Below are 23,917 nucleotides of genomic sequence, written 5' to 3' on the forward strand. Positions count from 1 at the left end.
ATGCCCTTTGATTTCTCGCCGACCGTTCTGCTGGTCGAGGACGAACCCCACATCCGCCGCTTTGTGCGCGAATCCCTGCAGGCCGAGGGCTGCACCGTGCATGAGGCCGATACGCTCAAGCGCGGCCTGATCGACGCCGGCACGCGTCAGCCCGATATCGTGGTGCTGGACCTGGGCCTGCCCGATGGCGATGGCATGACGCTGATCCGCGAGATGCGTACGTGGACGGAAGTGCCCGTGCTGGTGCTCTCCGCACGCACCGGAGAAGAGGACAAGATCGCCGCGCTCGATGCCGGCGCCGATGACTACCTGACCAAGCCCTTCGGCGTGGGCGAACTCGTGGCGCGGGTGCGCGTGCTGCTGCGCCGCCATGCCAAGGCGAACCCGCAAGGCACGCCGCAGATATCGTTTGGCGATGTGCGCGTGGATCTGGCCAATCGGCTGGTGATGCGCGGCGAGGCGGCGGTGCACCTGACGCCGATCGAATACCGGCTGTTGGCCGTGCTGATCGCCCATCGCGGCAAGGTCATGACGCACCGCGAACTGCTGCGCGAAGTCTGGGGACCGTCGCACTCGGAAAGCAGCCACTACCTGCGCGTGTACATGGGCCACCTGCGCCACAAGCTGGAAGCTGATCCGGCCCAGCCCGTGCACTTGCTGACCGAAGTTGGCGTGGGATATCGGTTCGCGGGTTGATATTCGACGAAAGAATGTTGTTGGCTGACACAAGCAAAGCAATATTCTTTATCTGCATAAAGCAGCCCTTTCGCCGGCATCCTACACTGGAACGAGCCTGACGCTTTTTCTCGCCAGCCGCAGGATTCCGGAGCCACTGTCATGCCCTTCCCATCGATCCGCCTGGCCGGCTTGATCCTCGCCACGGCGCTTGGGCTGCCCGCCCTTGCCGCCACCGAAACCCCCGCTCCCGCACAAGCCCAGACCCGCGATGCCGTGGCCGCCTATGAGGCCGGCCATTTCGACATGGCGTTGAAGGGTTTTGCCGAGGCCGCGCAGAAGGGCAACCGGCTGGCGCAGTTCAACTACGCGATGATGCTGCTGCGCGGCGAGGGCACCCCGGCCAAGCCGCAGGAGGCGCTGGTCTGGCTGCGCCGCGCCGCCGACAACCAGATGACACATGCCCAGTTCACACTGGGCGATCTCCACGAGCGCGGCGGGCTGGTGCCGAAATCGCTGGAAGAGGCCAACCGCTGGTATGAACGTGCCGCCAAGGGCGGGCATACGCAGGCCCAGATGGCGCTGGCGACGAACTACTTCACCGGACGTGGCGTGCCGCTCGACTACGGCCAGGCGTTTGCCTGGTACACGAAAGCGGCCAAGGGCGGTGACGGCAGCGCGCAGTACATCGTGGCCAGCTACTACGAGCGCGGCTATCCGGGCATCGTCGAGCGCGACGTGGAGCAGGCCAAGATCTGGTACGCCCGTGCGGCGGCCCATGGCGATCCGGGCGCGCTGGCCAAGCTGCGCTCGCTGCTGGAGGAAAGCCTGCGCGCGAAATCCCAGATGTAAGTCGGAGTAGGCGAGGCATGCAGGGTACAACTCTTGCTTGCCTGACACGGATGCAGTTTCGATTGATCGATGCTTGAGCAGGCAACCCCGGGGGAGGTCGCAAGTGGCCACGCATGTCGCGCTGAACCATGTCACACACTATCGCTATGACCGGCCGGTGCAGCTTTCGCCGCAGGTCGTGCGCCTGCGTCCCGCACCGCATTGCCGGACGCCGATCCTGTCGTACTCGCTGCGCATCGAACCGGTGCAGCATTTCGTCAACTGGCAGCAGGACCCCTTCTCGAACTACCTCGCGCGGCTGGTCTTTCCCGAGAAGACCACGGAGTTCCGCGTCACGGTGGATCTCGTCGCCGAGATGTCGGTCTTCAACCCGTTCGATTTCTTCCTGGAACCGTCTGCCGAAAAATTCCCGTTCGACTACGCCCCCGATATGGCGCACGACCTCGCGCCCTATCTGGTCAAGGATGCGCTGACGCCGCGCTTCAAGGCGTTCGTCGATAGCATCGACCGCACGCCGCTGGCCACGCTGGATTTTCTGGTGGCGCTGAACCAGCGGTTGCAGCAGGACATCCGCTACCTGATCCGCATGGAGCCGGGCGTGCAATCGCCCGAGACCACGCTGGAGAATGGCTCGGGTTCTTGCCGCGATAGCGGCTGGCTGCTGGTGCAGACCCTGCGGCATCTGGGGCTGGCGGCGCGCTTCGTCTCGGGCTATCTGCTGCAACTGGCGCCCGATGTAAAAGCCGTGGATGGGCCGAGCGGTACCGAGAAAGATTTCACCGACCTGCACGCGTGGTGCGAGGTCTACCTGCCGGGCGCGGGATGGATCGGACTCGACCCGACTTCGGGCCTGCTGGCTGGCGAAGGTCACATCCCGCTGGCCTGCACGCCGGAGCCGGGCAGTGCGGCGCCGGTCAGCGGTGCGGTAGATGAGTGCGAGGTAGAGTTCGAGCACCTGATGTCGATCACGCGCATCTATGAATCGCCGCGCGTGACCCGGCCCTATACCGAGGCGCAGTGGACCGCCATCGACGCGGCAGGCCTGTCCGTGGATCGCCAACTGCAGGATCTCGACGTGCGGTTGACGATGGGCGGCGAACCGACGTTCGTATCGGCCCGCGACCGCGATGGGGCCGAATGGAATACCGACGCGCTAGGGCCTACCAAACGCGGGCTGGCGACGGAACTGGTCCACAAGCTGCGTGCCAGATATGGGGAAGGCGGCTTCCTGCACTTCGGGCAGGGCAAGTGGTATCCGGGCGAGCAGTTGCCGCGCTGGGCGCTGTCGATCTGCTGGCGCGCCGATGGGCTGCCGTGCTGGCAAGACTCGTCCTTGTTCGCCGATGAACGCGCGCCCGAGGCGCATACCTCGGCAGACGCCGAACGCTTCCTGCAGACGCTGACGCGCCGGCTTGGTCTCGACACCGATACCATCGCGCCCGCCTACGAGGATGTCTGGTACTACCTCTGGCGCGAGCGCAAGCTGCCGGTCAATGTCGATCCGCTCGAAGCGCGCCTCGACGACGAGATGGAGCGCGCGCGGCTGCGGCGCGTGTTCGATGCGGGGCTGTCGGCCGTCACCGGCTACGTGCTGCCGCTGGCGCGTGAAGAAGAGGGCGATGGCTGGCTCACTAGCCGCTGGTTCCTGCGCGACGAACACATGTACCTGCTGCCCGGCGATTCGCCGATGGGCTACCGCCTGCCGCTGGATTCGCTGCCGTGGGTCAGCAAGGCCGACTATCCGCACCAGTTCGACCAGGACCCGTTCGCGCCGCGCGCACCGTTGCCGGCAGCACCGCCGTTGCGGCGCCAGTTGCAAGGCGCTGCGGCAAGGGCCAACAGTCAGCCCGCGTTGGCTACGCGCCGGGCCCAAGCACGCGGTGAGTCGGGTGACGGCTATGGCAAGGCATCCACGTCGATGCCAGCGCGCGGTCAATCGGCCAGCGATGTGGTGCGCACCGCGCTCTGCGTGGAGGTACGGCATCCGGGCCGTGCCGCAGGGCCCGCCGCCGAACTGAAATCCCCCAACGACAAACGCGGCATCCTCTACGTCTTCATGCCGCCGCTGACCGCGCTCGACGATTACCTTGCGCTCGTGGCCGAGGTGGAAGCCACGGCGGCCGAGACCGGCATGAAGGTCGTGCTCGAAGGCTATCCACCGCCGCGCGATCCGCGCCTGAAGCTGTTGCAGGTGACACCCGACCCCGGCGTCATCGAAGTCAACATCCACCCGGCCGCCAACTGGGGCGAACTGGTGGATCACACCGAGTACCTGTATCAGGCCGCGCACGAGACGCATCTCTCCACCGAGAAGTTCATGCTCGATGGCCGGCACACAGGCACGGGCGGCGGCAACCACTTCGTGATGGGTGGCGCCACGCCAGCGGACAGCCCGTTCCTGCGCCGTCCCGATGTGCTCGCCAGCCTGATCGCGTACTGGCACAACCATCCGTCGCTGTCGTACCTGTTCTCGGGCCTGTTCATCGGACCTACCAGCCAGGCACCACGCGTGGACGAGGCGCGCAACGACCAGGTCTACGAACTCGGCATTGCGTTCGATGAACTGCGTCGACAACTCGATCTCTGCGAAGTCACTGGCGGCGGACACGTACCGCCCTGGCTGATCGACCGCATCCTGCGCAACCTGTTGATCGACGTGACAGGCAACACGCACCGCGCGGAGTTCTGCATCGACAAACTGTATTCGCCCGATGGACCCACGGGCCGGCTCGGCCTGCTGGAACTGCGCGCGTTCGAAATGCCGCCGCACGCCCGCATGAGCCTGGTGCAGCAACTGCTGTTGCGCGCGCTGATGGTGCGTTTCTGGCGCACGCCTTACACAGCCAAGCTCACGCGCTGGGGCACGGCGCTGCATGATCGCTTCATGCTGAGCACGTTCGTGCAGATCGATTTCGACGACGTGCTGGCCGAGATGCGCGCCGCCGGGTTTGTCTTCGAGTCGGCCTGGTTCGCGCCGCACTTCGAATTCCGCTTCCCGCGCGTGGGGGAGGTGGATGTGGCGGGCCTGTCGCTGTCCCTGCGCAACGCGCTGGAACCGTGGCACGTCATGGGCGAGGAGGGCGGCGCAGGCGGCACGGTGCGCTACGTGGATTCATCCGTCGAGCGGATCGAGGTGCGCGTGCTGGGCATGAACGACAACCGCCACGTCGTCACCGTGAACGGGCAGACCGTGCCACTGCAGCCCACGGGACGTGCCGGCGAGTTCGTGGCCGGGGTGCGCTACCGCGCGTGGGCACCGCCGTCGGCGCTGCATCCCACCATCCCGTCGCATGCGCCGCTGACGTTCGACGTAGTGGATACGTGGATGGATCGCAGCCTCGGCGGGTGCCAGTATCATGTTTCGCACCCCGGCGGCCGTAATTACGAGACGTTCCCGGTCAACGCATACGAGGCGGAAAGCCGGCGCCTGGCGCGGTTCTTTTCGATCGGGCACACGCCGGGACGTTCCGTGGCGCCGCCGGCGCGGCGCAGCCTGGAGTTTCCGTTCACGCTCGACCTGCGCGATGTGGTGCCGTGATGACCGCCACTCGCCATTGATCCCTTCATCGCTTTGCAGGAGAACCCCCAGCCGTGCCCTCGCAGCCGTCGCTACTCTCCGATGGACCTGACGGACCTGCCGCACTGGCGGGCCAGTCGGCGCCGCCCGTGCCCGACGGCCATCGCGACGAATTGCGCCTGCCAGACGGCACGTTGCGCGAACCCTGGGTCCGCTTCTTCTCTGAACTCGACGACCTGCGTCCCGATGCGCTGAACGCGCACGCGGCGGCGGTGGCGCGCCAGATCCGCGACAACGGCGTGACGTACAACGTCTATGCCGATCAGGGTGGTGGCACGCGCGCGTGGCAACTCGAACTCTTTCCGTTTCTGGTGTCGGAGTCGGATTGGGCGGCCATCGAAGCGGGCGTGACGCAGCGCGCCACGCTGGCCAACGCGATCATGGCCGATATCTATGGCGAGCAGACGCTGCTCAAGCAGGGGCTGCTGCCACCGGGGCTGGTGTACGGGCATCCGGGCTATATGCGTCCCCTCAAGGGCTATCGGCCACCGAACGAGAGCTTCCTGCAGACCATTGCTGTCGATCTCGTGCACACGGACGATGGCTGGACGGTGATCGCGCATCGCACGGAAACACCATCGGGCATGGGCTACGCGCTGGAGAACCGGCTGATCATCTCGGGCCAGTTCGCCGATGCGTTCCGCGAGATGCGCGTGCGGCGCCTGCCGCCAGCATTCGCGCAATTGATCTCGACATTGGCACAGGCCGCGCCGGCCGGCACTGCGGACGGCGGTATGGCCCCGGGCACGGGGCGGCAGATCGTGCTGCTCTCGCCGGGACCATTCAACGAGACGTACTTCGAACACACGTTCCTGGCGCGCTACCTCGGCATTACGCTGGTCGAGGGCAAGGACCTGACCGTGCGCAACGATGTGGTCTACCTGAAGACGTTCGGCGGGCTGGAGCGCGTGGACGTGATCCTGCGCCGCCTCGACGATGTGTTCTGCGATCCGCTGGAATTGCGCGTCGATTCCACCATCGGCGTGCCGGGTTTGCTCGAAGCGATGCGTGCAGGAAACGTGGTGGTGTCGAACGTACCGGGCTCGGGCTTTCTGGAGTCTCCGGCGATTCACGGCTTCATGCCCGGCATCGCGCAGGCATTGCTGGGGGAGCAGTTGGTGCTGCCATCGGTCATGAGCTGGTGGTGCGGCGAGGCCGCCGCGCAGGAAGAAGCCATGCGGCTGCTGGGCGAGGCATTCGTGATGCCCACCTATCCGCGCGTGCCTGGCGATGCGCCGCTCGGGCTGGAGCAGGGCCTGCAGAAACTCGGCGCATGGCGTGCGCGCATCGCAGCCACGCCTGATCGCTACACATTGCAGGCGCCGTTGCCGCTCTCGCACACACCCTGCTGGGTGCCGAGTGCAGATGGCGGCGGCCGGATCGCCTCGCGTGCGGCCATGCTGCGCGTATTCGCGGTGGCCGATGGCAAGGGCGGATGGCAGGTGATGCCGGGCGGCTTCATGCGATTGGCGAAGCCGGGCATGGAAGCGGTGTCGATGCAACTGGGCGGCACCAGTGCCGACACCTGGGTGCTGTCGAGCCAACCCGCGCAAGGCTTGATGCCACTGCCGCAATCTGCACGCGCCGCGCGCGCGGGGACACCACCGCTGCCCGCACTGCAAGCGGCCACGCGTCCGCTCGCGGTGTCGAGCCGTGCGGCGGAGAATTTGTTCTGGGCCGGCCGCTACGCCGAGCGTGCGGAGAACGTGGTGCGCGTGTGTCGCCAGATCCTCGGCTCGATCGAATCGAATGACGAGACCGATGACGGCACGCTGAACATGATCGGCCAGCTTGCACAGTGGTTCGGACTGGTGCCGCCGCAGACACCATCGCCGCAGGCATCGTTGCGGGTGTTCGAACGCAGCCTGGTGTCGGCGCTGGCCGATGTGAGTGCGATATCGGGACTCATGAACACGTTGGCCGCGCACGCACGTGCCGCCAACGAGATCCGCAACCGGCTCTCCAACGACCACTGGCGCACGATCCTCGCGGCACGTAACGACTTCCAGGATGCGATGGCCGGTGCGCGGTGTGCCGCAGGCACAGCCGGTCACGCCGATGGCGCGTACGACCGCCTGCGCGTGCTGGGCGCGCTGGAACACCTGTCGATGCAGTTGGGCGCCATCAGCGGCGCGCAGGGCGATCGCATGACGCGCGACGAGGCGTGGCGACTCGTCTTCGTCGGCCGACACATAGAACGGCTCGGCACGCTCGCGCTGTTTCTGGAAGTGGCGGAAGGCAGCGGTGCGCTGGAGTCGCGCAGCGGGTTCGATCTGCTGCTGCATTTGTTCGACAGCACGCTGACCTATCGCGCGTTGTTTCCGGGACGCACCGACGTGGCGGCACTTGTCGATCTGGTGGTGCTGGAGCCGACCAACCCGCGCGGCCTCTATGGCGTGCTGGACCGCCTGCGCGAGAAGCTCGCGCAACTGCCGACCGGTGCCACGGGGCAGAGCCGCGTGCCGCTGGCCGAATTGCTGCCGCCACTCGACGCATTGCCATCGCGCTCGCTGCTCTGCCAGAGCGAAGCAGGCCGATATCCCAAGCTCGCCGCACTGTGCGATCAACTTGGCGCACGCATGGCAAAGCTGTCCGATGAAATCGGCGGGCGCTATTTCAGTCACGCGGGCGTGGCACCGGAGACGGACCTGCCATGAGCGAAGCCCAGAACACTGCGGGGGCGCCGCAGACCGTGCCGCCGGATGCGCCGACCACGCTCGATGTGCACCACGTCACGCGGTATCAGTACGCGTGGCCCGTGGAACACGCCCAGCAACGTGCCGTGGTCACGCCGCCGCCGTACGCGTGGCAGCAGGTGGGCGATCACGCCACGGTTATCGAACCGGCGCCTCTGCACCAGCACGTGCGCACCGATGCGTTCGGCAACAATGTGCTGCACTTCATGCTCGACGCGCCGCACGAATCGATGCAACTGACTTCGCGCAGTACGGTGACGCTTGTACCGCGCTGGCGGGATTTCGATCCCGAGGCCGGACGCAAGTGGGAAGACGCGGCGCAGCAACTGCGCTACCGCGCGGGGCAGCCTTTCCATGCGGAATCCGAATTCGTCTACGCGTCGCCAAACGTGTCGCTGCACGCGGACTTGCGCGCCTACGCGCTGCGCAGCTTCCGGCCCGGCGTCCCGGTGGCGGCGGGCGCCATTGACCTGATGCATCGCATCCACGCGGATTTCGACTATCACGCCGAAACCACCGAAGTGCATACCCCTGCGCTGGAAGCCTTCGCGCAACGCAGCGGCGTGTGCCAGGACTTTGCCCAGGTGATGATCGGCTGCCTGCGTTCGATCGGACTCGCCGCAAGATATGTCAGCGGTTATCTCTGCACCGATCCACCACCGGGCGAGCCGCGCCTGCTCGGTGCCGATGCCTCGCACGCATGGGCCGGCGTCTGGTGCCCGGTCACGGGCTGGATCGATCTCGACCCCACCAACGACATGCTGGCCGATACGCGCCACGTCACGCTTGCCATCGCACGCGACTACAGCGACGTGCCGCTGCTGCACGGCGTGATCGTCGGTGGCGGCGAGCATACGGTGGAGGTGGAGGTCAGTGTGGTGCCGATGGTGCCGATGGTGCCGATGGTGCCGATGGTGCCGATGGTGCCGGTGGCGCAGACTCCGTCGTGACAGTCTCATCCATCTAGTTCCGCGCGCATCCATTCCCCGGCAACGCGCCCTTTGGAATGATGGCCTCAGCCCCGGCGCACTGCGTTCGGGGGTTCGTTGGAAGCCGCGGCTTCCGTTCGGGTCAACCTTCTGGAGCGAAACATGACGGGGATCGAGTACTTTCGTGTAAATAGCGATGAGGCCGATGCGTCGGTCACTGGTACCAACAGCGTGGGTGTTGGACCGCGCGCCGTGGTGGAGGGCAACAACAGCGTGGCCATTGGCCTGGATGCCAGCGCATTCGGACCCGGCGATGCCGTGTCCGTCGGCTACCTCGCCAGCAGCCTCAGTTCGGGAACGGTGGCGATCGGTTCCAGCGCCAAGGCGCCGGGCCAGAACGGCATCGCCATCGGCTGGGCGGCCGAATGCGGCGGCCTCGACAGTACCGCGCTGGGCAGCAATGCTGCGAGCGCTGCCGAGAAGAGTACGGCGCTGGGTTGCGCCGCCGTGGTGACGGTGACAAACGGTGTGGCGCTCGGCGCAGGTTCCGTATGCGACCGCGACGCTTCGGTGTCCATCGGCACGGCAGAGCAGCCTCGCCAACTCATCAACGTGGCAGATGCCAGCGCACCGGGTGACGCGGTCAACTTTGCGATGTACCTCGCCATGCGCGCGGAACTGGCCAAGCTGCAGGCCAGGGTGGCGGCTCTGGAAAAGCGCTGATCCATCCGCGCCAGTTGCCGCCGGAGGATTAGCGAGAGTAATCGGAGCGGTTGCTCCCCTCTCACGCTTGCGGGAGAGGGGAGCCAGCCGGGCGTTTCCAAATCGCCATCCGCGCCGATGTTATCGACCCGCCTCCAGCGCGGCGATCCTTGCCCGCAGGCCTTCCAGTTCCCCAGTCACGGCACGCAGCTGGGCCAGATTGACGGCGTCGTTCAGTGCGGTGGCGTCCGCGACATTGACCAATTGCCGACGCGCGTCGGGACTGCCCACCGATACCGAGTTAGTGCGGTCGCATGTGGATCCGGCGCCAAGGGCAACGCCATTCGCCGCGGTCACCGCGGCAGCGCGACCCACCGCCGTGCCGTTGTCGGCAGTGGCACTGGACTCGTGGCCGAACACGGCGGAGCCCGCGTTTCCGGCTTGCGTGCGAGCGCCAATCGCGACACCGCCTTGCGCGGTAGCGCGGGCCTGCAGGCCTAGCGCCACCGTTTCTGCGGCCGATGCACTGGCATTGAAGCCAGCCGCCAATGCGGCCTGACCTCCGCCATTGGTCTGCGTGTTAAACCCGATCGCCACATCGCCAGAGCTTGCGGCATACGCCCGCACGCCGAACGCCTGGGCATAGTCGGCGGTACTGACCGAACTGCTGCCCACTGCAATCGAGCCCAGTCCGCCGAGGGCGCGGGCTGCATAGCCGATGCCGAGGCTGCCCGGGCCGGCAGCGCCAGACGCAGGGCCAATGGCCACGGCATCATCACCGCTCGCTACGCCATCGGACTTGGTGCTCTTCACGCGGAAGTAGCGGATGCCGGCCGTGCTGTTCTCCAGCGCAATCACACGTTGGTTGGTCGCGTAGAGCTGTCGGCCGTTGACTGCATCGGTGCTGGCCTCGGCAATTTCGCCGTCACCCAGGTTCACGATGGGCCGTTTGCGCGCGCTGTTGCCCACGGACACCACATCGTCACGGTCGGCTGAGCTTTCGGCGCCCAGTGCCACACTGCGCGCCCCAATCGCTGCACTCAGGTAACCCAGTGCCAGCGCACTCTCGGCGCTGGCCTTGCTGTCCGCGCCGAACGCCTGTGCCGCGTGCGCCGACGCCGCCGAGTGCCCGCCGATGGCCAGTGCTCGTGTGCCGGTGGCCTGCACCACGCCGCCAATGGCCAGCGAGTTGTGCTCGCCGGTGGCGCGCGACAGGATGCCGAACGCCATGTTCTCCGTGCCGGTGGCCACGGCAGCCGGACCCACCGCCACCGTGTCGCCGCCTGTCGCGGAGGCGTCCTCGCTCCACCCAGTGTTCACTCGAAAGAAACGAATACCCTGCTGGTCTGCCATGGCAATGCTCCTAAAGTCGTCGAGTTCAAGAGAAGCCATCGGCATGCGGTACCTGGCACGGCATCACCGACGGCCAGGTCATCCTTCCAGACAACGAAGCGGCAAACCATGGATTGAGGGGGTGACGATGGGGTGGGGAAACCCCATGCGCCAATCCATTCCCTGTGCGGATCGTGGCACTGGAAACTGCTCGATGAGGCGCCTTATCCGCTAGCCTTTCTTTTCTCCCCTCTCCCGCGTGCGGGAGAGGGGAGAAACAAAAACGGCCACGCTCGCGCGTGGCCGTTTGCACTACCAAAGCCGAAAAAATCAGCCCAGTTTCTTCTTCAACAAGTCGTTGACCTGGGCCGGATTGGCCTTGCCCTTGGTGGCCTTCATGGCCTGGCCCACCAGTGCGTTGAACGCCTTTTCCTTGCCGGCGCGGAATTCCTCGACCGACTTGGCGTTGGCGGCCAGCACGTCGTCGATGATCTTTTCCAGCTCGCCGGTGTCGGACATCTGCTTCAGGCCCTTCGCGGCGATGATCGCGTCGGCGTCGCCGCCCGACTCACCCGCCCACATCGCCGGGAACACATCCTTCTTGGCCGTGTTGTTCGATACGGTGCCGTCGGTGATGCGCGCAAGAAGCTTCGCCAGTTGGGCGGGGCGCACCGGCGCTTCGTCGATGCCGATGCCGTCGCGGTTCAGTTGCGATGCCACATCACCCATCAGCCAGTTGGCGGCGGGCTTGGCGCTGGCAGCGCCCACTTCCGTCACCACGGCCTCGAAATACGCGGCGAGCGATTTGGTCGCGGTCAGCGTGCTGGCGTCATAGGCCGACAGTCCGTATTGCGACACAAAGCGCGCCTGCATCGCAGCCGGCAACTCCGGCAGTTCGCTGCGCACACGCTCGATCCACGCGGCGTCGATTTCCAGCGGCATCAGGTCAGGATCGGGGAAGTAGCGGTAGTCGTGCGCGTCTTCCTTGGTGCGCATCGCACGCGTCTCGCCGGTGTCCGGATTGAACAGCACCGTGGCCTGCACGATATCGCGGCCATCTTCGATCTCGGCGATCTGCCACTGCACTTCGTAGTCGATGGCTTGCTGCAGGAAGCGGAACGAGTTCAGGTTCTTGATCTCGCGGCGCGTGCCGAATTCCTTCTGGCCCACGGGGCGCACGGACACGTTGGCGTCGCAACGGAAGCTGCCTTCCTGCATGTTGCCGTCGCAAATGCCGAGCCAGACCACCAGCGAGTGCAGCGCCTTGGCATAGGCCACGGCCTCGGCGGAACTGCGCATCTCGGGTTCGGTCACGATCTCCAGCAGCGGCGTGCCCGCGCGGTTCAGGTCGATGCCGGTCATGCCCGCGAAGTCTTCGTGCAGGGATTTGCCCGCGTCTTCTTCGAGGTGAGCGCGCGTCAGGTTGACGGTCTTCTCGTAGACACCCTGCTTGCCTTCCACCTGGATCGTGATCTGGCCGCCCTGTACCACGGGGATCTCGTACTGGCTGATCTGGTAACCCTTCGGCAGATCAGGATAGAAGTAGTTCTTGCGCGCGAAGATGCTGCGCGGCGCGATCTTCGCATCGATCGACAGGCCGAACTGGATGGCGCGCTCGACGGCACCACGGTTCAGCACGGGCAGCACGCCGGGCAGCGCCAGATCCACGGGCGAAGCCTGCGTGTTGGGCTCGGCGCCGAACGCGGTGGAGGTACCGGAGAAAATCTTGGAAGCCGTGGAGAGCTGCGTGTGCGTCTCCAGGCCGATCACCACTTCCCATTGCATGGCGTATTCCTTGTCTTTCTGAATCTGTATCTGTATCTGAAGATGGGTTCGTCGAATCCAATACCCCGGTGTCAGGGGTCGGGACTCGCGAGCCAGGAGTCGAGTTGGGCCAGCGCGGCCACGCGGGCCACGGCATCGCCGCCCACGGTCACGCCGCTGCCGTGCCGTGCGGCGATATCGCGCCGCACATGAAGTTCACTGGTGCCGTCGAAGCCATGGTACGCGCCGGGATAGATCTCCAGCCGAAATCGCGCGCCGGGCTGGCGGGACTGCACCGCGTTCTGCAGCATCGCGCAGCGCGTGGCGGGCGTCCAGTCGTCGGCGCCGCCAATCATCAGCAGCAACGGCGTACGCAACCGGAAATCATGTTGTTGCACCGCGCGCCGGCAGCCGGGATAGAACGCCACCGCGCGCTCTACGTTGGGCGTGGCGGCTGGCCACGGGCGGCTGGCGTCGATCGTCGCCAGCACGGCCTGCGCACCGTTGGACCAGCCCAGCAGCACGATGCGCCGCGCGTCGATGGTCGGTTGCTTCGATACCCAGCGCAGTGCCGCCAGCGCATCGGCGCGCCGCGTGCGGTCGTCGATCGAGCGGGCATCGAGGGCTTCGGTGCAGATGCCCTGCGCCTTGCCGCGCGGGCTGAAGCTGTCGGGCATCAACACCGCATAGCCGCGCTCGGTGAGCCACTGCGCATACTCGCGATAGCGGCCCTGCAACGCAGCGGCAGGGTCGATCACTTCCTCGATCGTGCCAGCGCGCCTGGCTGCCACGCGCATGTCCACGAGACCGCCGCAGCCGTGCAAGGCCACCACCACCGGCAACGGCTGGCTGCGCGCGAGCGAGCCTTCACGCGGCGTGAACCAGTATGCAGTCAGGGCCGGCGTGCCCGGCTCGGCTGGAAGCCGGATGAGCGTGGCCGATGGTTCGTTCGCCGATGTGGTGACAGATGCTGTCGATCCATTGACCGGCGCCGTCAGCGGCACCACCGGCGTTGTCGGGGCCATCGACACCGCCGGCTGGGCCGGCGCCGTGGGCATCAGCGCCACGCCCATCGCCAAGGCCGCCAGCGCGCCACGCAGCCAGCGCCCCGCCCGGGTCGGAACCAGGTGCGAGGCAGTGGAGGCGGGAAGCGGCGGACGCGGCATGGAGATGAGGGTGATCGACGATCTGCGTCAGCGCGTGGACGCGCAGGCGCCGGTGCCCGGCTCGAACATCACGGGCCAGGCTTCCTCGTAGATGCCCGGCGTGCAGCGCGCCTGGCAGCCCGCATGCGCCAGCGTCACGCGGCGCGGGTCCTGCCAGACCATCAGCTTGCACGCGCTGCCGTCGTTGGCGCGCAACTCGATATGCGGCGTCTTGCGGACCTGACGGAAATCGGCCAGGTTAAAGCTGCACGAACCGCGCTTGCCTACCCACAGCTTCCATTGCAATTGCTGCACGGTGTTGTCCGCCACACGCAGTTGTGCGTCCTCGCGGAAACCATCTTCCTCGGTGCGCTGGCAATTGCCGACGAGGTCGATGTCGCGTGCCGCGATGGGCGTGGAGCGGCCCATGAACGGAATCTGGCAGCCGGCCAGCGTGGCGGCCAGCAGCAGCGCGGCAAGCAGCCGGGCAGAGACCGGCAGCTTGTGAGAGAGGGCAGACAGGCGCGTCATTGCTTCGTCACTCCGGCGTTCAGGCCGGACGGCGCAGGTGCCAGTCGGTGGCCTGCTGGAACGCATGGGCCACCTGCAGCAGGCGTGCTTCGTCGAAGTAGTTGCCGATCAGTTGCAGACCTACGGGCATGTTGCCGTCGCCGAAGCCAGCCGGCACGCTCATGCCGGGCAGGCCAGCCAGGCTGGTGGACAGCGTGAAGATATCGGCCAGGTACATCTGTACCGGATCGGCCGTCTTCTCGCCCAGCTTCCACGCCACGCTGGGCGCCACCGGGCCCATGATCACGTCGCACTCGGCAAACGCGCGCTGGAAATCGTCGGCGATGATGCGGCGGATCTTCTGTGCCTGCAGGTAATAGGCGTCGTAATAACCGTGCGACAGCACGTACGTACCCACCATGATGCGGCGCTTGACCTCGGCGCCGAAGCCTTCGGCGCGGCTCTTCTTGTACATGTCGAGCAGATCGCGGTACTCGGCTGCGCGATGGCCGTAGCGCACGCCATCGAAGCGCGACAGGTTCGACGAGGCCTCGGCCGGCGCGATGACGTAGTACACCGGGATCGACAGTTCGGTCTTGGGCAGCGAGACATCGACGAGGGTGGCGCCCAGCTTCTCGTACTCGGCCAGCGCGGCGCGCACGGTCTTCTCCACATCGGCGGAGAGACCCTTGCCGAAGTACTCGCGCGGCAGGCCGATGCGCAGGCCGGCCAGCGGCTGCGAGGCCGATGCGCCAGCACGCGGCTGACCCAGCAGGCGCGTGAAGTCTTCGTCCACACCGCCCTGCGCGGGCGCGAGGCTCGTGGAATCCTTGGGATCGAAGCCAGCCATCGTATTGAGCAGCAGCGCGCAGTCTTCGGCCGAATGGGCCATCGGGCCGCCCTGGTCCAGCGACGACGCGAACGCGATCATGCCGTAGCGCGACACGCGGCCATACGTAGGCTTGATCCCCGTGATGCCCGAGAACGAAGCCGGCTGGCGGATCGAGCCCCCCGTGTCGGTGCCGGTGGCGGCAGGCGCCAGGCCAGCGGCCACGGCGGCAGCGGAGCCACCCGACGAACCGCCGGGCACGTACTCGGTGTTCCACGGGTTGCGCACCACGCCCTGGTACGAGTTCTCGTTGGAGGAGCCCATCGCGAACTCGTCCATATTGGTCTTGCCCAGCGTCACCATGCCGGCGGCGCCCAGGCGCTCCACCACGGTGGCGTCGAACGGGCTTTCGTAGCCGGCAAGCATCTTCGAGCCGGCGGTGGACTTCCAGCCGCGCGTCACAAAGACGTCCTTGTGGGCAATCGGCACGCCGGTCAGCGGCGCGGCCTGGCCGTTGGCGCGGCGCTCGTCGGCGGCGCGGGCCTGCGCCAGCGTCAGGTCGGGATTGACGTCGACAAAGGCGTTGAGGTGTTTGGCGGCGTCGATGCGCGCCAGGTAGTCGCGCGCGAGTTCCTCGGCGGAGACGGTGCGCGCGGCCAGTGCGTCGGCGATCTGGCGCAGGGAAGTCACGGAATCAGCGGAAAAGGTCATGTCGGGTCAGATGGCGTCTGGATGGGAGGACGGACGGGCGGGGCCGCGCGTCACTCGATGACCTTCGGTACGAGATACAGGCCGTTCTCTGTGGCCGGTGCCGGGCGCTGGTAGTCGGCGCGGCGGTCGCTCTCGGTCACGGCGTCCTCGCGCAGGCGCTGGGCGATATCGCGCACGGCGGACAGCGGGTGGGCCAGCGGCTCGATGCCGGTGGTATCCACCGCCTGCATCTGTTCCACGAGGGTGAAGAAATTGTTCAGCTGGACAAGCGTCTGTTCGGCCTCGGCATCGGTGGTTTCGATGCGGGCCAGGTGCGCGATGCGCTTGACGTCGGAGAGTTCGAGAGCCATGGCTTGGTGCGGCGCTGCGAAGAGCGCACGGTTCAGTCCCAGGGGACCGGAGGTGTTGCGGCCGCACGCGCTGCGGGGGCGCGGGCACGGGGCCGGCGGTCACCTCGCCACGTCCGGGCGGCCGTCGGGGTGCCGGATGGGCGTCATGCGCCGGTCATCATGGCGCGAGCCAGGGCGTACCGGACGGATGCACCCGGGGACACCCCAGGATCGTCGAAGTTACAAGTTTTTCGGGGTCCAAACGCCCCGAAACAGCGTGAATTATAAGGTATCATTACGCGCTGCAGGCTTCCCGCAACGCGCACTCCACTTGGGCTGCGGCAAGGTGGCCTGACGGTGATGCCATCGGCACAGCTGCAGGTTCCGAAAAGGAATCGGGCAAATGTCGAAGCGGCATCCCAGGTGCAGTTTTCGATGCGGAACCCGGCTTTCAGCGGTTGGGCGTCGCAGACTTGCAACAGAGTGCAATGGCAGGGTGCAACAGTAGTGTGCCTGCTCCATGGCCGGACCGAGGATTAACGGCCGGTTTTCATCGCATTTTCAGTCGTAACAAACTGGTTCCTCCGATTAGGCTTCTGCATTGTCAGGTTTTTTGTCCTGGCAGGCCCACTGGCGGCGAACTTTCGCGCAGAGTTTAATCAAAGGTTCCCGTAGGTCCGGCGTGCTGCACGCGCCGGCGCGCGGAAACGCCGCAGGTGCCCGGGGCTCGACGCACCGGTGGCAACGGGCGTGCCGGGGCCGGGCTGGCAATTGCCGCCCGCACCTGGGGGACCGTGAACCATCACCCTTGCAAACGTATTCGTGGCCGGGCCGCATGCGGCGCCGGCCGCTTCGCATACTCGCGAACCAACAGAAGACAGGATTCCTGATGTTCGGATTTCTCCGTAGCTATTTCTCCAACGACCTGGCCATCGACCTGGGCACCGCCAACACCCTGATCTACATGCGCGACAAGGGCATCGTCCTGGACGAGCCGTCGGTCGTGGCCATTCGCCAGGAAGGCGGTCCCAACGCCAAGAAGACGATCACCGCCGTGGGCAAGGAAGCCAAGCAGATGCTGGGCAAGGTGCCGGGCAACATCGAGGCCATCCGCCCGATGAAGGACGGCGTGATTGCCGACTTCACCGTGACCGAGCAGATGCTCAAGCAGTTCATCAAGATGGTGCACGACACCAAGCTGCTGCGTCCGAGCCCGCGCATCATCATCTGCGTGCCGTGCGGCTCCACCCAGGTGGAGCGCCGCGCCATCCGCGAATCGGCGCTGGGCGCCGGTGCCAGCCAGGTGTACCTGATCGAGGAGCCGATGTCGGCTGCCATCGGCGCGGGCCTGCCCGTGTCGGAGCCGTCGGGTTCGATGGTCGTGGATATCGGCGGCGGCACCACCGAGGTGGGCATCATCTCGCTGGGCGGCATGGTCTACAAGGGTTCGGTCCGCGTGGGCGGCGACAAGTTTGACGAGGCCATCGTCAACTACATCCGCCGCAACTACGGCATGCTGATCGGCGAACAGACCGCCGAAGCCATCAAGAAGGAAATCGGCTCGGCGTTCCCGGGTTCGGAAGTGCGCGAAATGGAAGTCAAGGGCCGCAACCTGTCCGAAGGCATTCCGCGCGCGTTCACGGTGTCGTCGAACGAAATCCTCGAAGCCCTGACCGATCCGCTGAACCAGATCGTCTCGGCCGTGAAGATCGCGCTGGAACAGACCCCGCCGGAACTGGGTGCCGACATCGCCGAACGCGGCATGATGCTGACCGGTGGCGGTGCGCTGCTGCGCGACCTGGACCGTCTGCTGGCCGAGGAAACGGGCCTGCCGGTGCTGGTGGCCGAGGATCCGCTGACCTGCGTGGTGCGCGGCTCCGGCATGGCGCTGGAACGCATGGACAAGCTCGGCAGCATTTTCTCGTACGAGTAACACGAGGCCGGGGGCGCGACGTGAAGCCTGGCGTCGCCGCTCCCCTCCATCCCCTGATGTCTTCCCCCGCCAGCCCGTTCCGGCGCGCCCTGCAAGGGCCGCCCGGACGCGCTGGCGGAATGGTTTCGCCCGCGCACCGGTAAATGGATTACTCTCCACCGCCGCTCTTCAAGCAAGGTACATCGGCAGTCGCGCGTCTGGTCGTCTTCGTGGCGATCGCGCTGGCGCTGCTGATCGTCGACGCGCGCTTTGACGCCATGCGCATTGCCCGCCAGGTGGCCGCTACCGTGCTGATGCCGGTGGAGCGCCTCGTCCTGGTGCCGCGCGATGCGATGCGCGGCGTCTTCGACTACGCCCAATCTTCGGTCACACTGGCCACCGAGAATCGCGAGCTGCGCCGCAGCGCCGTGGAGCAGGCCAATGCGGCCGTGCGCCAGGCGCAGCTGGAGGCCGAGAACGGCCAGTTGCGCAAGCTGCTGAATCTGGAACAGCAATCGGCCACGCCGGTGACGGCAGCCGAAATCCTGTACGACGCACGCGACCCGTACAGCCAGCGCATCGTCATCGACCGTGGCAGTTCGCAGGGCCTGCGTGCCGGATATCCGGTGATCGACGAGCGTGGCGTGATCGGACAGGTCACGCGCGTATCGCCGTTCCAGTCCGAAGTGACGCTGCTGACCGACAAGGACCAGGCGATTCCCGTGCAGGTGGTGCGCAACGGCCTGCGCAGCGTGGCCTTTGGCGGCGCGCGTGCCGGCCTGCTGGATCTGCGCTTCATGGCCGCTTCTGCCGACCTGCAGCAGGGCGACCTGCTCGTGACGTCGGGCCTTGACGGCACCTATCCGCCGGGATTGCCCGTGGCAAAGATCGTCCAGATCGAGCGCAAGGCCGACACCGCATTCTCGCGCGTGTACTGCGAGCCCGTGGCCGGCGTGCGGTCGCACCGCCAGTTGCTGGTGGTGCGCTACGAGTCGGGGCTGGCGCCGCGTCCGGCGCAGGAGGCTGCACCGACCAAGGCCGAGAAGGGTGCCCGTTCGGCTGCGGCGCGCGCCGGTGCCGAGCAAAAGGCCGCCGACAAGTCCGAGAAAGCCGACAAGCAGAAATCTCCGGAGTCCGCCCAGTGACGACGTCCCAATACCTGCTGCGCCCGGTCAATCCCGTTTTTATCGCACTGACCTTCGTGCTGGCGTTCCTGTTCAACCTGATGCCGTGGGGCACCACGCTGTGGATCCCGGACATGGTGGCGCTGGTGCTGGTGTTCTGGAACATCCACCAGCCCCGCAAGGTGGGCATGGGCGTGGCGTTCCTGCTCGGCCTGCTGATGGATGTGCATGACGCCCGCCTGCTGGGCGAGCACGCGCTGGCCTATACCCTGCTGGCGTACTTTGCGATCACGATTCACCGCCGCGTGCTCTGGTTCTCGGTCTACACCCAGGCCCTGCACGTGATGCCGCTGCTGTTCATCGCGCACGCGGTGCCGGTGCTGATCCGCCTGGCCATGGGTGCGCCGTTGCCGGACTGGCCCCTGCTGCTGGCCCCGGTTATCGAGGCCGTGTTGTGGCCGATGGCCACCGCGCTGCTGCTGGCGCCGCAACGCCGATCGAGCGACGTCGACGAGACGCGTCCGATCTAGCGCCAGCTCCCACACACCCTGACACCGCCGCCCGCAGTACCGCCATGACCGAAATCCGCAACGTCGAACTGGAAATCGGCCGCTTCCGCATCCGCGTGGCGGCTGCCGCCCTGTTCACGGTCATCTGCTTTGGCCTGCTGATGACCCGCTTCGTGTGGCTGCAGTGGTACAAGCACGACCAGTACTCGGCCAAGGCCGAGGACAACCGCATCTCCGTGGCGCCGATCGAGCCGAATCGCGGCATCATCATGGACCGCAACGGCGTGATACTGGCGCGCAACTACTCGGCGTACACGCTCGAAATCACACCGTCCAAGCTGACCGATACGCTCGACAACACCATCGAGGCGTTGTCGGGGCTGATCGATATCCAGCCGCGCGACCGCCGCCGCTTCAAGCGGGTGATGGAAGAATCGCGCAGCTTCGAGAGCCTGCCGCTGCGCAGCCAGCTGACCGACGAGGAAGTGGCCAAGTTTTCCGCCCAGCGCTTCCGCTTTCCGGGCGTCGATGTGCGCGCTCGCCTGTTCCGCCAGTATCCGCTGGGCGAATCGGCCAGCCACGTGGTGGGCTACCTCGGCCGGATCTCGCAGCGCGACCAGGAGCGGATCGAGGCCATGGACGAGGCCAACGACGCCGAGGGCGCCAAGTACGATCCGCGCAAGGACGCTGACAACTACAAGGGCACCAATTACATCGGCAAGATCGGACTGGAACAAAGCTACGAGACCGAGCTGCACGGCCTGACGGGTTTCGAGGAAGTGGAAGTCAGCGCGGGCGGGCGTCCCATCCGCACGCTGTCCACGTCGCCGGCCACGCCCGGCAACAACCTGATCCTCTCGCTGGACATCCGGCTGCAGCAACTGGCCGAACAGCTCTTCGGGGATCGCCGTGGCGCGCTGGTGGCCATCGAACCGGAAACCGGCGACATCCTGGCGTTCGTCTCCAAGCCGACCTACGACCCCAACCTGTTCGTGGAAGGGATCGATTCCAAGACCTGGGACGAACTGAACAACTCGCCGGACAAGCCGCTGCTGAACCGGCCGCTGCGCGGCACGTATCCGCCGGGCTCCACGTACAAGCCGTTCATGGCGCTGGCCGCGCTGACCACGGGCAAGCGCACGGCCGCGTGGGGCATGCACGATCCCGGCTTCTTCACGCTGGGCAACCACACGTTCCGCGACGACAAGCCGGGCGGCCACGGCTGGGTGGACATGCAGTCATCGATCGTCCAGTCGTGCGATACCTACTACTACGCACTGGCACGCGACATGGGTGTCAATGCGATCCACGATTTCATGAAGCCGCTGGGCTTTGGCCAGATCACGGGCATCGACATCGAGGGCGAGAGCAAAGGCATCCTGCCGTCCACCGAATGGAAGCGCAAGGCGTACCGCAAGCCGGAGCAGCAGAAGTGGTATGACGGCGAAACGATTTCGCTGGGAATCGGACAGGGCTACAACAGCTTCACGATCCTGCAACTGGCCAATGCCGTGTCGATCATCGTCAACAACGGCGCGGCGATGAAGCCTCACCTGGTGAAGGCGGTGGAGAACTCTGTCACGCGCGAGCGCACGCTGACCGTGCCCAAGGAAAGCTACCGGCTGCCGTTCAAGCAGTCCGATATCGACGTGATCAAGAAGGCGATGGTCGCCGTGACGCACAACGGTACGGCGGCACGCGTATTCGCGGGCGCGGCGTACGAATCGGCGGGCAAGACCGGCACGGCGCAGACGTACACGCTGGCCAAGGGCGAGAAGTACAACCACCATGCGCTGGAGGAGCGCAAGCGCGACCACTCGCTGTACACCGCTTTCGCGCCTGCCGACAAGCCGAAGATCGCACTGGCGCTGATCGTCGAGAACGCCGGTTTCGGCGCAGCGGTGGCGGCGCCTATCGCGCGCAAGGTGATGGACTACTACCTGCTGCGCAAGTGGCCCGAGGAACTGCAGGCCAGCGCGCCGCCGCCCGAGGAGCGCGAGCGCGCCGGTGGCCGGCCGCCAGTGGATACGCCCAGCGTGTTCACCACGGGCCTGACCGCCAATGCGGCCTCCGCCACGGTGATGCAGACGGCACCGGGCGCCATGACCGAAGCCTCGGCCAGCGCCAGCGCGCCGGGCGCGGTGGCCGCGGCGTCGGTGCCATCGGCCCGGTCGGCGTCCGACTCCATCGCCACGCAACTGGACCCGGCCGCGATTGCGCCGGCCTCGGCGGTGGCGACGCTCGATGCCCGCATGCTCCGGGCGCTGGGCCACAGCAAGCCGGCCGCCTCCGCCCCGCCGGCACCTCCCACGCCAGCGCGCGCCACCCCGGCCGCAGCCTCCGCGCCGGCGCCCAAGCCGCGTGCGCGGCCGGTCAAGCCCGCCGAAGTGGCGGACGCCGGCGCGCCACGCAACAACGCCTCACAGTAAAGGAGACGCGCCATGGACAAACGCCGCGTCATCTCGATGATCCGCACGGCCCTGACCGGCTTCGACAAGCCGCTGGCCCTGATCGTCTTCCTGCTTTTCGCCACCGGCATCGTGGCGCTGTATTCCGCCGCCATCGACATGCCGGGGCGCGTGGAAGACCAGCTTCGCAACATCCTGCTGTCGTACGTGGTGATGATCGTGATTGCCTTCATGCCCACGCAGTTGCTGATGCGGATTGCGGTGCCGCTCTACACGGTAGGGGTGGCGCTGCTGATCGCCGTGGCGATGTTCGGCCTGATCCGCAAGGGGGCGCGGCGCTGGCTCAATGTCGGGATGGTGATCCAGCCATCGGAGATCATGAAGATCTCGATGCCGCTGATGCTGGCGTGGTACTTCCAGAAGCGCGAGGGGGTGATCCGATGGTTCGACTTCATCGTGGCGCTGGTCATCCTCGGCATTCCGGTGGGCCTGATCGCCAAGCAGCCCGACCTTGGCACGGGACTGCTGGTGCTGGCCGCCGGACTCTACGTGATCTACTTCGCCGGACTGTCGTGGAAGATCATCCTGCCGCTGCTTGGCATCTGCGTGGTGGCGATCTCGCTGCTGCTGACCTTCCAGACCGATATGTGCAAGCCGGGCGTGAACTGGCCGGTACTGCATGACTACCAGCAACACCGTGTCTGCACGCTGCTGGACCCGACCACCGATCCGCTCGGCAAGGGCTTCCACACGATCCAGTCGATCATCGCGATCGGGTCGGGCGGCGTGGCCGGCAAGGGCTGGCTCAAGGGCACGCAGACCCACCTGGAGTTCATCCCGGAAAAGCACACCGACTTCATCTTCGCGGTGTATTCGGAGGAGTTCGGGCTGATCGGCAATGCCGTGCTGCTGGTGCTGTACCTGCTGCTGATCTTCCGGGGGCTTTATATTGCCGCCAACGCGCCGACATTGTTCTCACGGCTGCTGGCAGGCTCCATCACGCTGATCTTCTTCACCTACGCATTCGTGAACATGGGCATGGTGAGCGGGATCCTGCCCGTGGTGGGTGTGCCGCTGCCGCTGCTGAGTTACGGGGGCACGGCGCTGGTGACGCTGGGCATGGGCATCGGCATCCTGATGAGCATCTCCCGCCAGAAGCGATTGATCCAGACCTGAGCCGGACCCGAGTCGGCTACACTGCGCCTCGTAAAAGTACGGACTGAACACAGTAGAAGCCTATGAACGCCCAAGACGTCGCCGCCTATCTGCAAAGCAACCCGCAGTTCTTCGAGGACCACGCCGAACTGCTCGCCACCGTGCAACTGACCAGCCCGCACAGCCATCGCGCGGTGTCGCTGCAGGAGCGCCAGATGGAAATCCTGCGCGAGAAGAACAAGGGGCTGGAGCTGAAGCTGGCCGATCTGGTGCGCCATGGTCACGAGAACGACCGCACGCAGCAGCGCCTGCACGACTGGCAACTGCGCCTGCTGGCCGAGGTGGATTCCCACGCGCTGCCGTATGCGGTGCAGGATGGGCTGCAGCAGGTCTTCGACGTGCCCGCCGTGGCACTGCGCCTCTGGAACGTGGGCGAGGCGTTTTCCCATATGGAAGTGGCGCAGGCTGCCAGCGACGATCTGCGTCTCTTTGCCGAAGGCCTGCGCGCGCCGTTCTGCGGCCCGAACAGCGGCTTCGAGGCGGCTGCGCTGCTGGAGCGGGACGATATCGCCTCGCTGGCGATGGTGACGCTGCGTCCGCCGGCCAAGGCGGGCGAGGAGGTTGCGGGGCCGGCATTCGGCCTGCTGGTGTTGGGCTCGCCCGAGACGCGACGCTTCCACGAAGGCATGGGCACCGCCTATCTGGCGCAGATCGGTGAAGTGGCCGGTGCCGCGCTGAATCGCCTGCGCGACTGACCC

General features: G+C 66.3%; 18 protein-coding genes. 12 read left to right on the forward strand and 6 right to left on the reverse strand.

Going from position 1 to position 23,917, the window contains the following annotated elements; genetic code table 11:
- From kdpE to GA566_RS00350, 6 genes are all read left to right on the forward strand, one after another.
- Positions 1 to 696, forward strand: coding sequence for a two-component system response regulator KdpE (kdpE, locus tag GA566_RS00325; RefSeq protein ID WP_137923660.1), 696 nt, complete (start codon positions 1 to 3; stop codon positions 694 to 696).
- Positions 697 to 837: 141 nt separating this feature from the next.
- Positions 838 to 1,527 carry a tetratricopeptide repeat protein gene (locus tag GA566_RS00330; protein WP_160471120.1) on the forward strand — a complete coding sequence of 230 codons (690 nt, stop codon included), beginning with the start codon at positions 838 to 840 and terminating at the stop codon, positions 1,525 to 1,527.
- A gap of 103 nt (positions 1,528 to 1,630) precedes the next feature.
- Positions 1,631 to 5,065, forward strand: a complete 3,435-nt coding sequence (locus tag GA566_RS00335) for a transglutaminase family protein (protein ID WP_160471122.1) — start codon at positions 1,631 to 1,633, stop codon at positions 5,063 to 5,065.
- Between the two features lie 53 nt (positions 5,066 to 5,118).
- Positions 5,119 to 7,761: a circularly permuted type 2 ATP-grasp protein gene (locus tag GA566_RS00340; protein WP_160471124.1), complete on the forward strand. Its 2,643-nt coding sequence runs from the start codon at positions 5,119 to 5,121 to the stop codon at positions 7,759 to 7,761.
- Positions 7,758 to 8,750: a transglutaminase family protein gene (locus tag GA566_RS00345; protein ID WP_160471126.1), complete on the forward strand. Its 993-nt coding sequence runs from the start codon at positions 7,758 to 7,760 to the stop codon at positions 8,748 to 8,750. The genes GA566_RS00340 and GA566_RS00345 overlap by 4 nt, the downstream gene beginning before the upstream one ends.
- 141 nt (positions 8,751 to 8,891) lie before the next feature.
- Positions 8,892 to 9,452, forward strand: coding sequence for a hypothetical protein (locus GA566_RS00350; protein ID WP_160471128.1), 561 nt, complete (start codon positions 8,892 to 8,894; stop codon positions 9,450 to 9,452).
- A gap of 120 nt (positions 9,453 to 9,572) precedes the next feature.
- Here the strand turns inward: GA566_RS00350 and GA566_RS33530 are convergent, their stop codons facing one another.
- From GA566_RS33530 to gatC, 6 genes are all read right to left on the reverse strand, one after another.
- Entirely contained in the window at positions 9,573 to 10,784 is a 1,212-nt protein-coding gene (locus GA566_RS33530; RefSeq protein ID WP_304523572.1) for a hypothetical protein, read from the reverse strand.
- Positions 10,785 to 11,093: 309 nt separating this feature from the next.
- A complete protein-coding gene (gene gatB, locus GA566_RS00360; RefSeq protein WP_160471131.1) occupies positions 11,094 to 12,548 on the reverse strand; it encodes an Asp-tRNA(Asn)/Glu-tRNA(Gln) amidotransferase subunit GatB in 1,455 nt (484 codons plus the stop codon).
- A gap of 71 nt (positions 12,549 to 12,619) precedes the next feature.
- On the reverse strand, positions 12,620 to 13,693 hold the full coding sequence (locus tag GA566_RS00365) for a dienelactone hydrolase family protein (RefSeq protein ID WP_160471132.1): 1,074 nt from the start codon (positions 13,691 to 13,693) through the stop codon (positions 12,620 to 12,622).
- Positions 13,694 to 13,720: 27 nt separating this feature from the next.
- On the reverse strand, positions 13,721 to 14,203 hold the full coding sequence (locus tag GA566_RS00370) for a hypothetical protein (RefSeq protein WP_160471134.1): 483 nt from the start codon (positions 14,201 to 14,203) through the stop codon (positions 13,721 to 13,723).
- A gap of 19 nt (positions 14,204 to 14,222) precedes the next feature.
- The gene (gene gatA, locus GA566_RS00375; protein WP_160471136.1) at positions 14,223 to 15,722 is read right to left on the reverse strand and encodes an Asp-tRNA(Asn)/Glu-tRNA(Gln) amidotransferase subunit GatA; all 1,500 of its coding nucleotides are present in this window, start codon (positions 15,720 to 15,722) and stop codon (positions 14,223 to 14,225) included.
- 50 nt (positions 15,723 to 15,772) lie between these two features.
- Positions 15,773 to 16,072, reverse strand: coding sequence for an Asp-tRNA(Asn)/Glu-tRNA(Gln) amidotransferase subunit GatC (gene gatC / locus GA566_RS00380; protein ID WP_137923649.1), 300 nt, complete (start codon positions 16,070 to 16,072; stop codon positions 15,773 to 15,775).
- A gap of 868 nt (positions 16,073 to 16,940) precedes the next feature.
- Here gatC and GA566_RS00385 point away from each other — a divergent pair.
- The 6 genes from GA566_RS00385 to GA566_RS00410 all read left to right on the forward strand — a co-directional run bounded on the left by GA566_RS00385 (position 16,941) and on the right by GA566_RS00410 (position 23,914).
- Entirely contained in the window at positions 16,941 to 17,984 is a 1,044-nt protein-coding gene (locus GA566_RS00385; protein WP_019450345.1) for a rod shape-determining protein, read from the forward strand.
- Positions 17,985 to 18,127: 143 nt separating this feature from the next.
- A complete protein-coding gene (mreC, locus tag GA566_RS00390) occupies positions 18,128 to 19,108 on the forward strand; it encodes a rod shape-determining protein MreC (protein WP_137923648.1) in 981 nt (326 codons plus the stop codon).
- On the forward strand, positions 19,105 to 19,617 hold the full coding sequence (mreD, locus tag GA566_RS00395) for a rod shape-determining protein MreD (protein ID WP_137923647.1): 513 nt from the start codon (positions 19,105 to 19,107) through the stop codon (positions 19,615 to 19,617). Before mreC ends, mreD begins: the two co-directional genes overlap by 4 nt.
- Before the next feature lie 44 nt (positions 19,618 to 19,661).
- Positions 19,662 to 22,025 carry a penicillin-binding protein 2 gene (gene mrdA / locus GA566_RS00400; RefSeq protein ID WP_160471138.1) on the forward strand — a complete coding sequence of 788 codons (2,364 nt, stop codon included), beginning with the start codon at positions 19,662 to 19,664 and terminating at the stop codon, positions 22,023 to 22,025.
- 12 nt (positions 22,026 to 22,037) lie between these two features.
- Positions 22,038 to 23,180 (forward strand): rod shape-determining protein RodA, encoded by a 1,143-nt coding sequence (gene rodA / locus GA566_RS00405; protein ID WP_137923645.1) that lies wholly within the window; start codon positions 22,038 to 22,040, stop codon positions 23,178 to 23,180.
- 62 nt (positions 23,181 to 23,242) lie between these two features.
- Positions 23,243 to 23,914, forward strand: a complete 672-nt coding sequence (locus GA566_RS00410; protein WP_137923644.1) for a DUF484 family protein — start codon at positions 23,243 to 23,245, stop codon at positions 23,912 to 23,914.
- Positions 23,915 to 23,917 lie beyond the last annotated feature (3 nt).

It is taken from the genome of Cupriavidus sp. SW-Y-13 (assembly GCF_009793345.1).
Taxonomy (GTDB): domain Bacteria; phylum Pseudomonadota; class Gammaproteobacteria; order Burkholderiales; family Burkholderiaceae; genus Cupriavidus.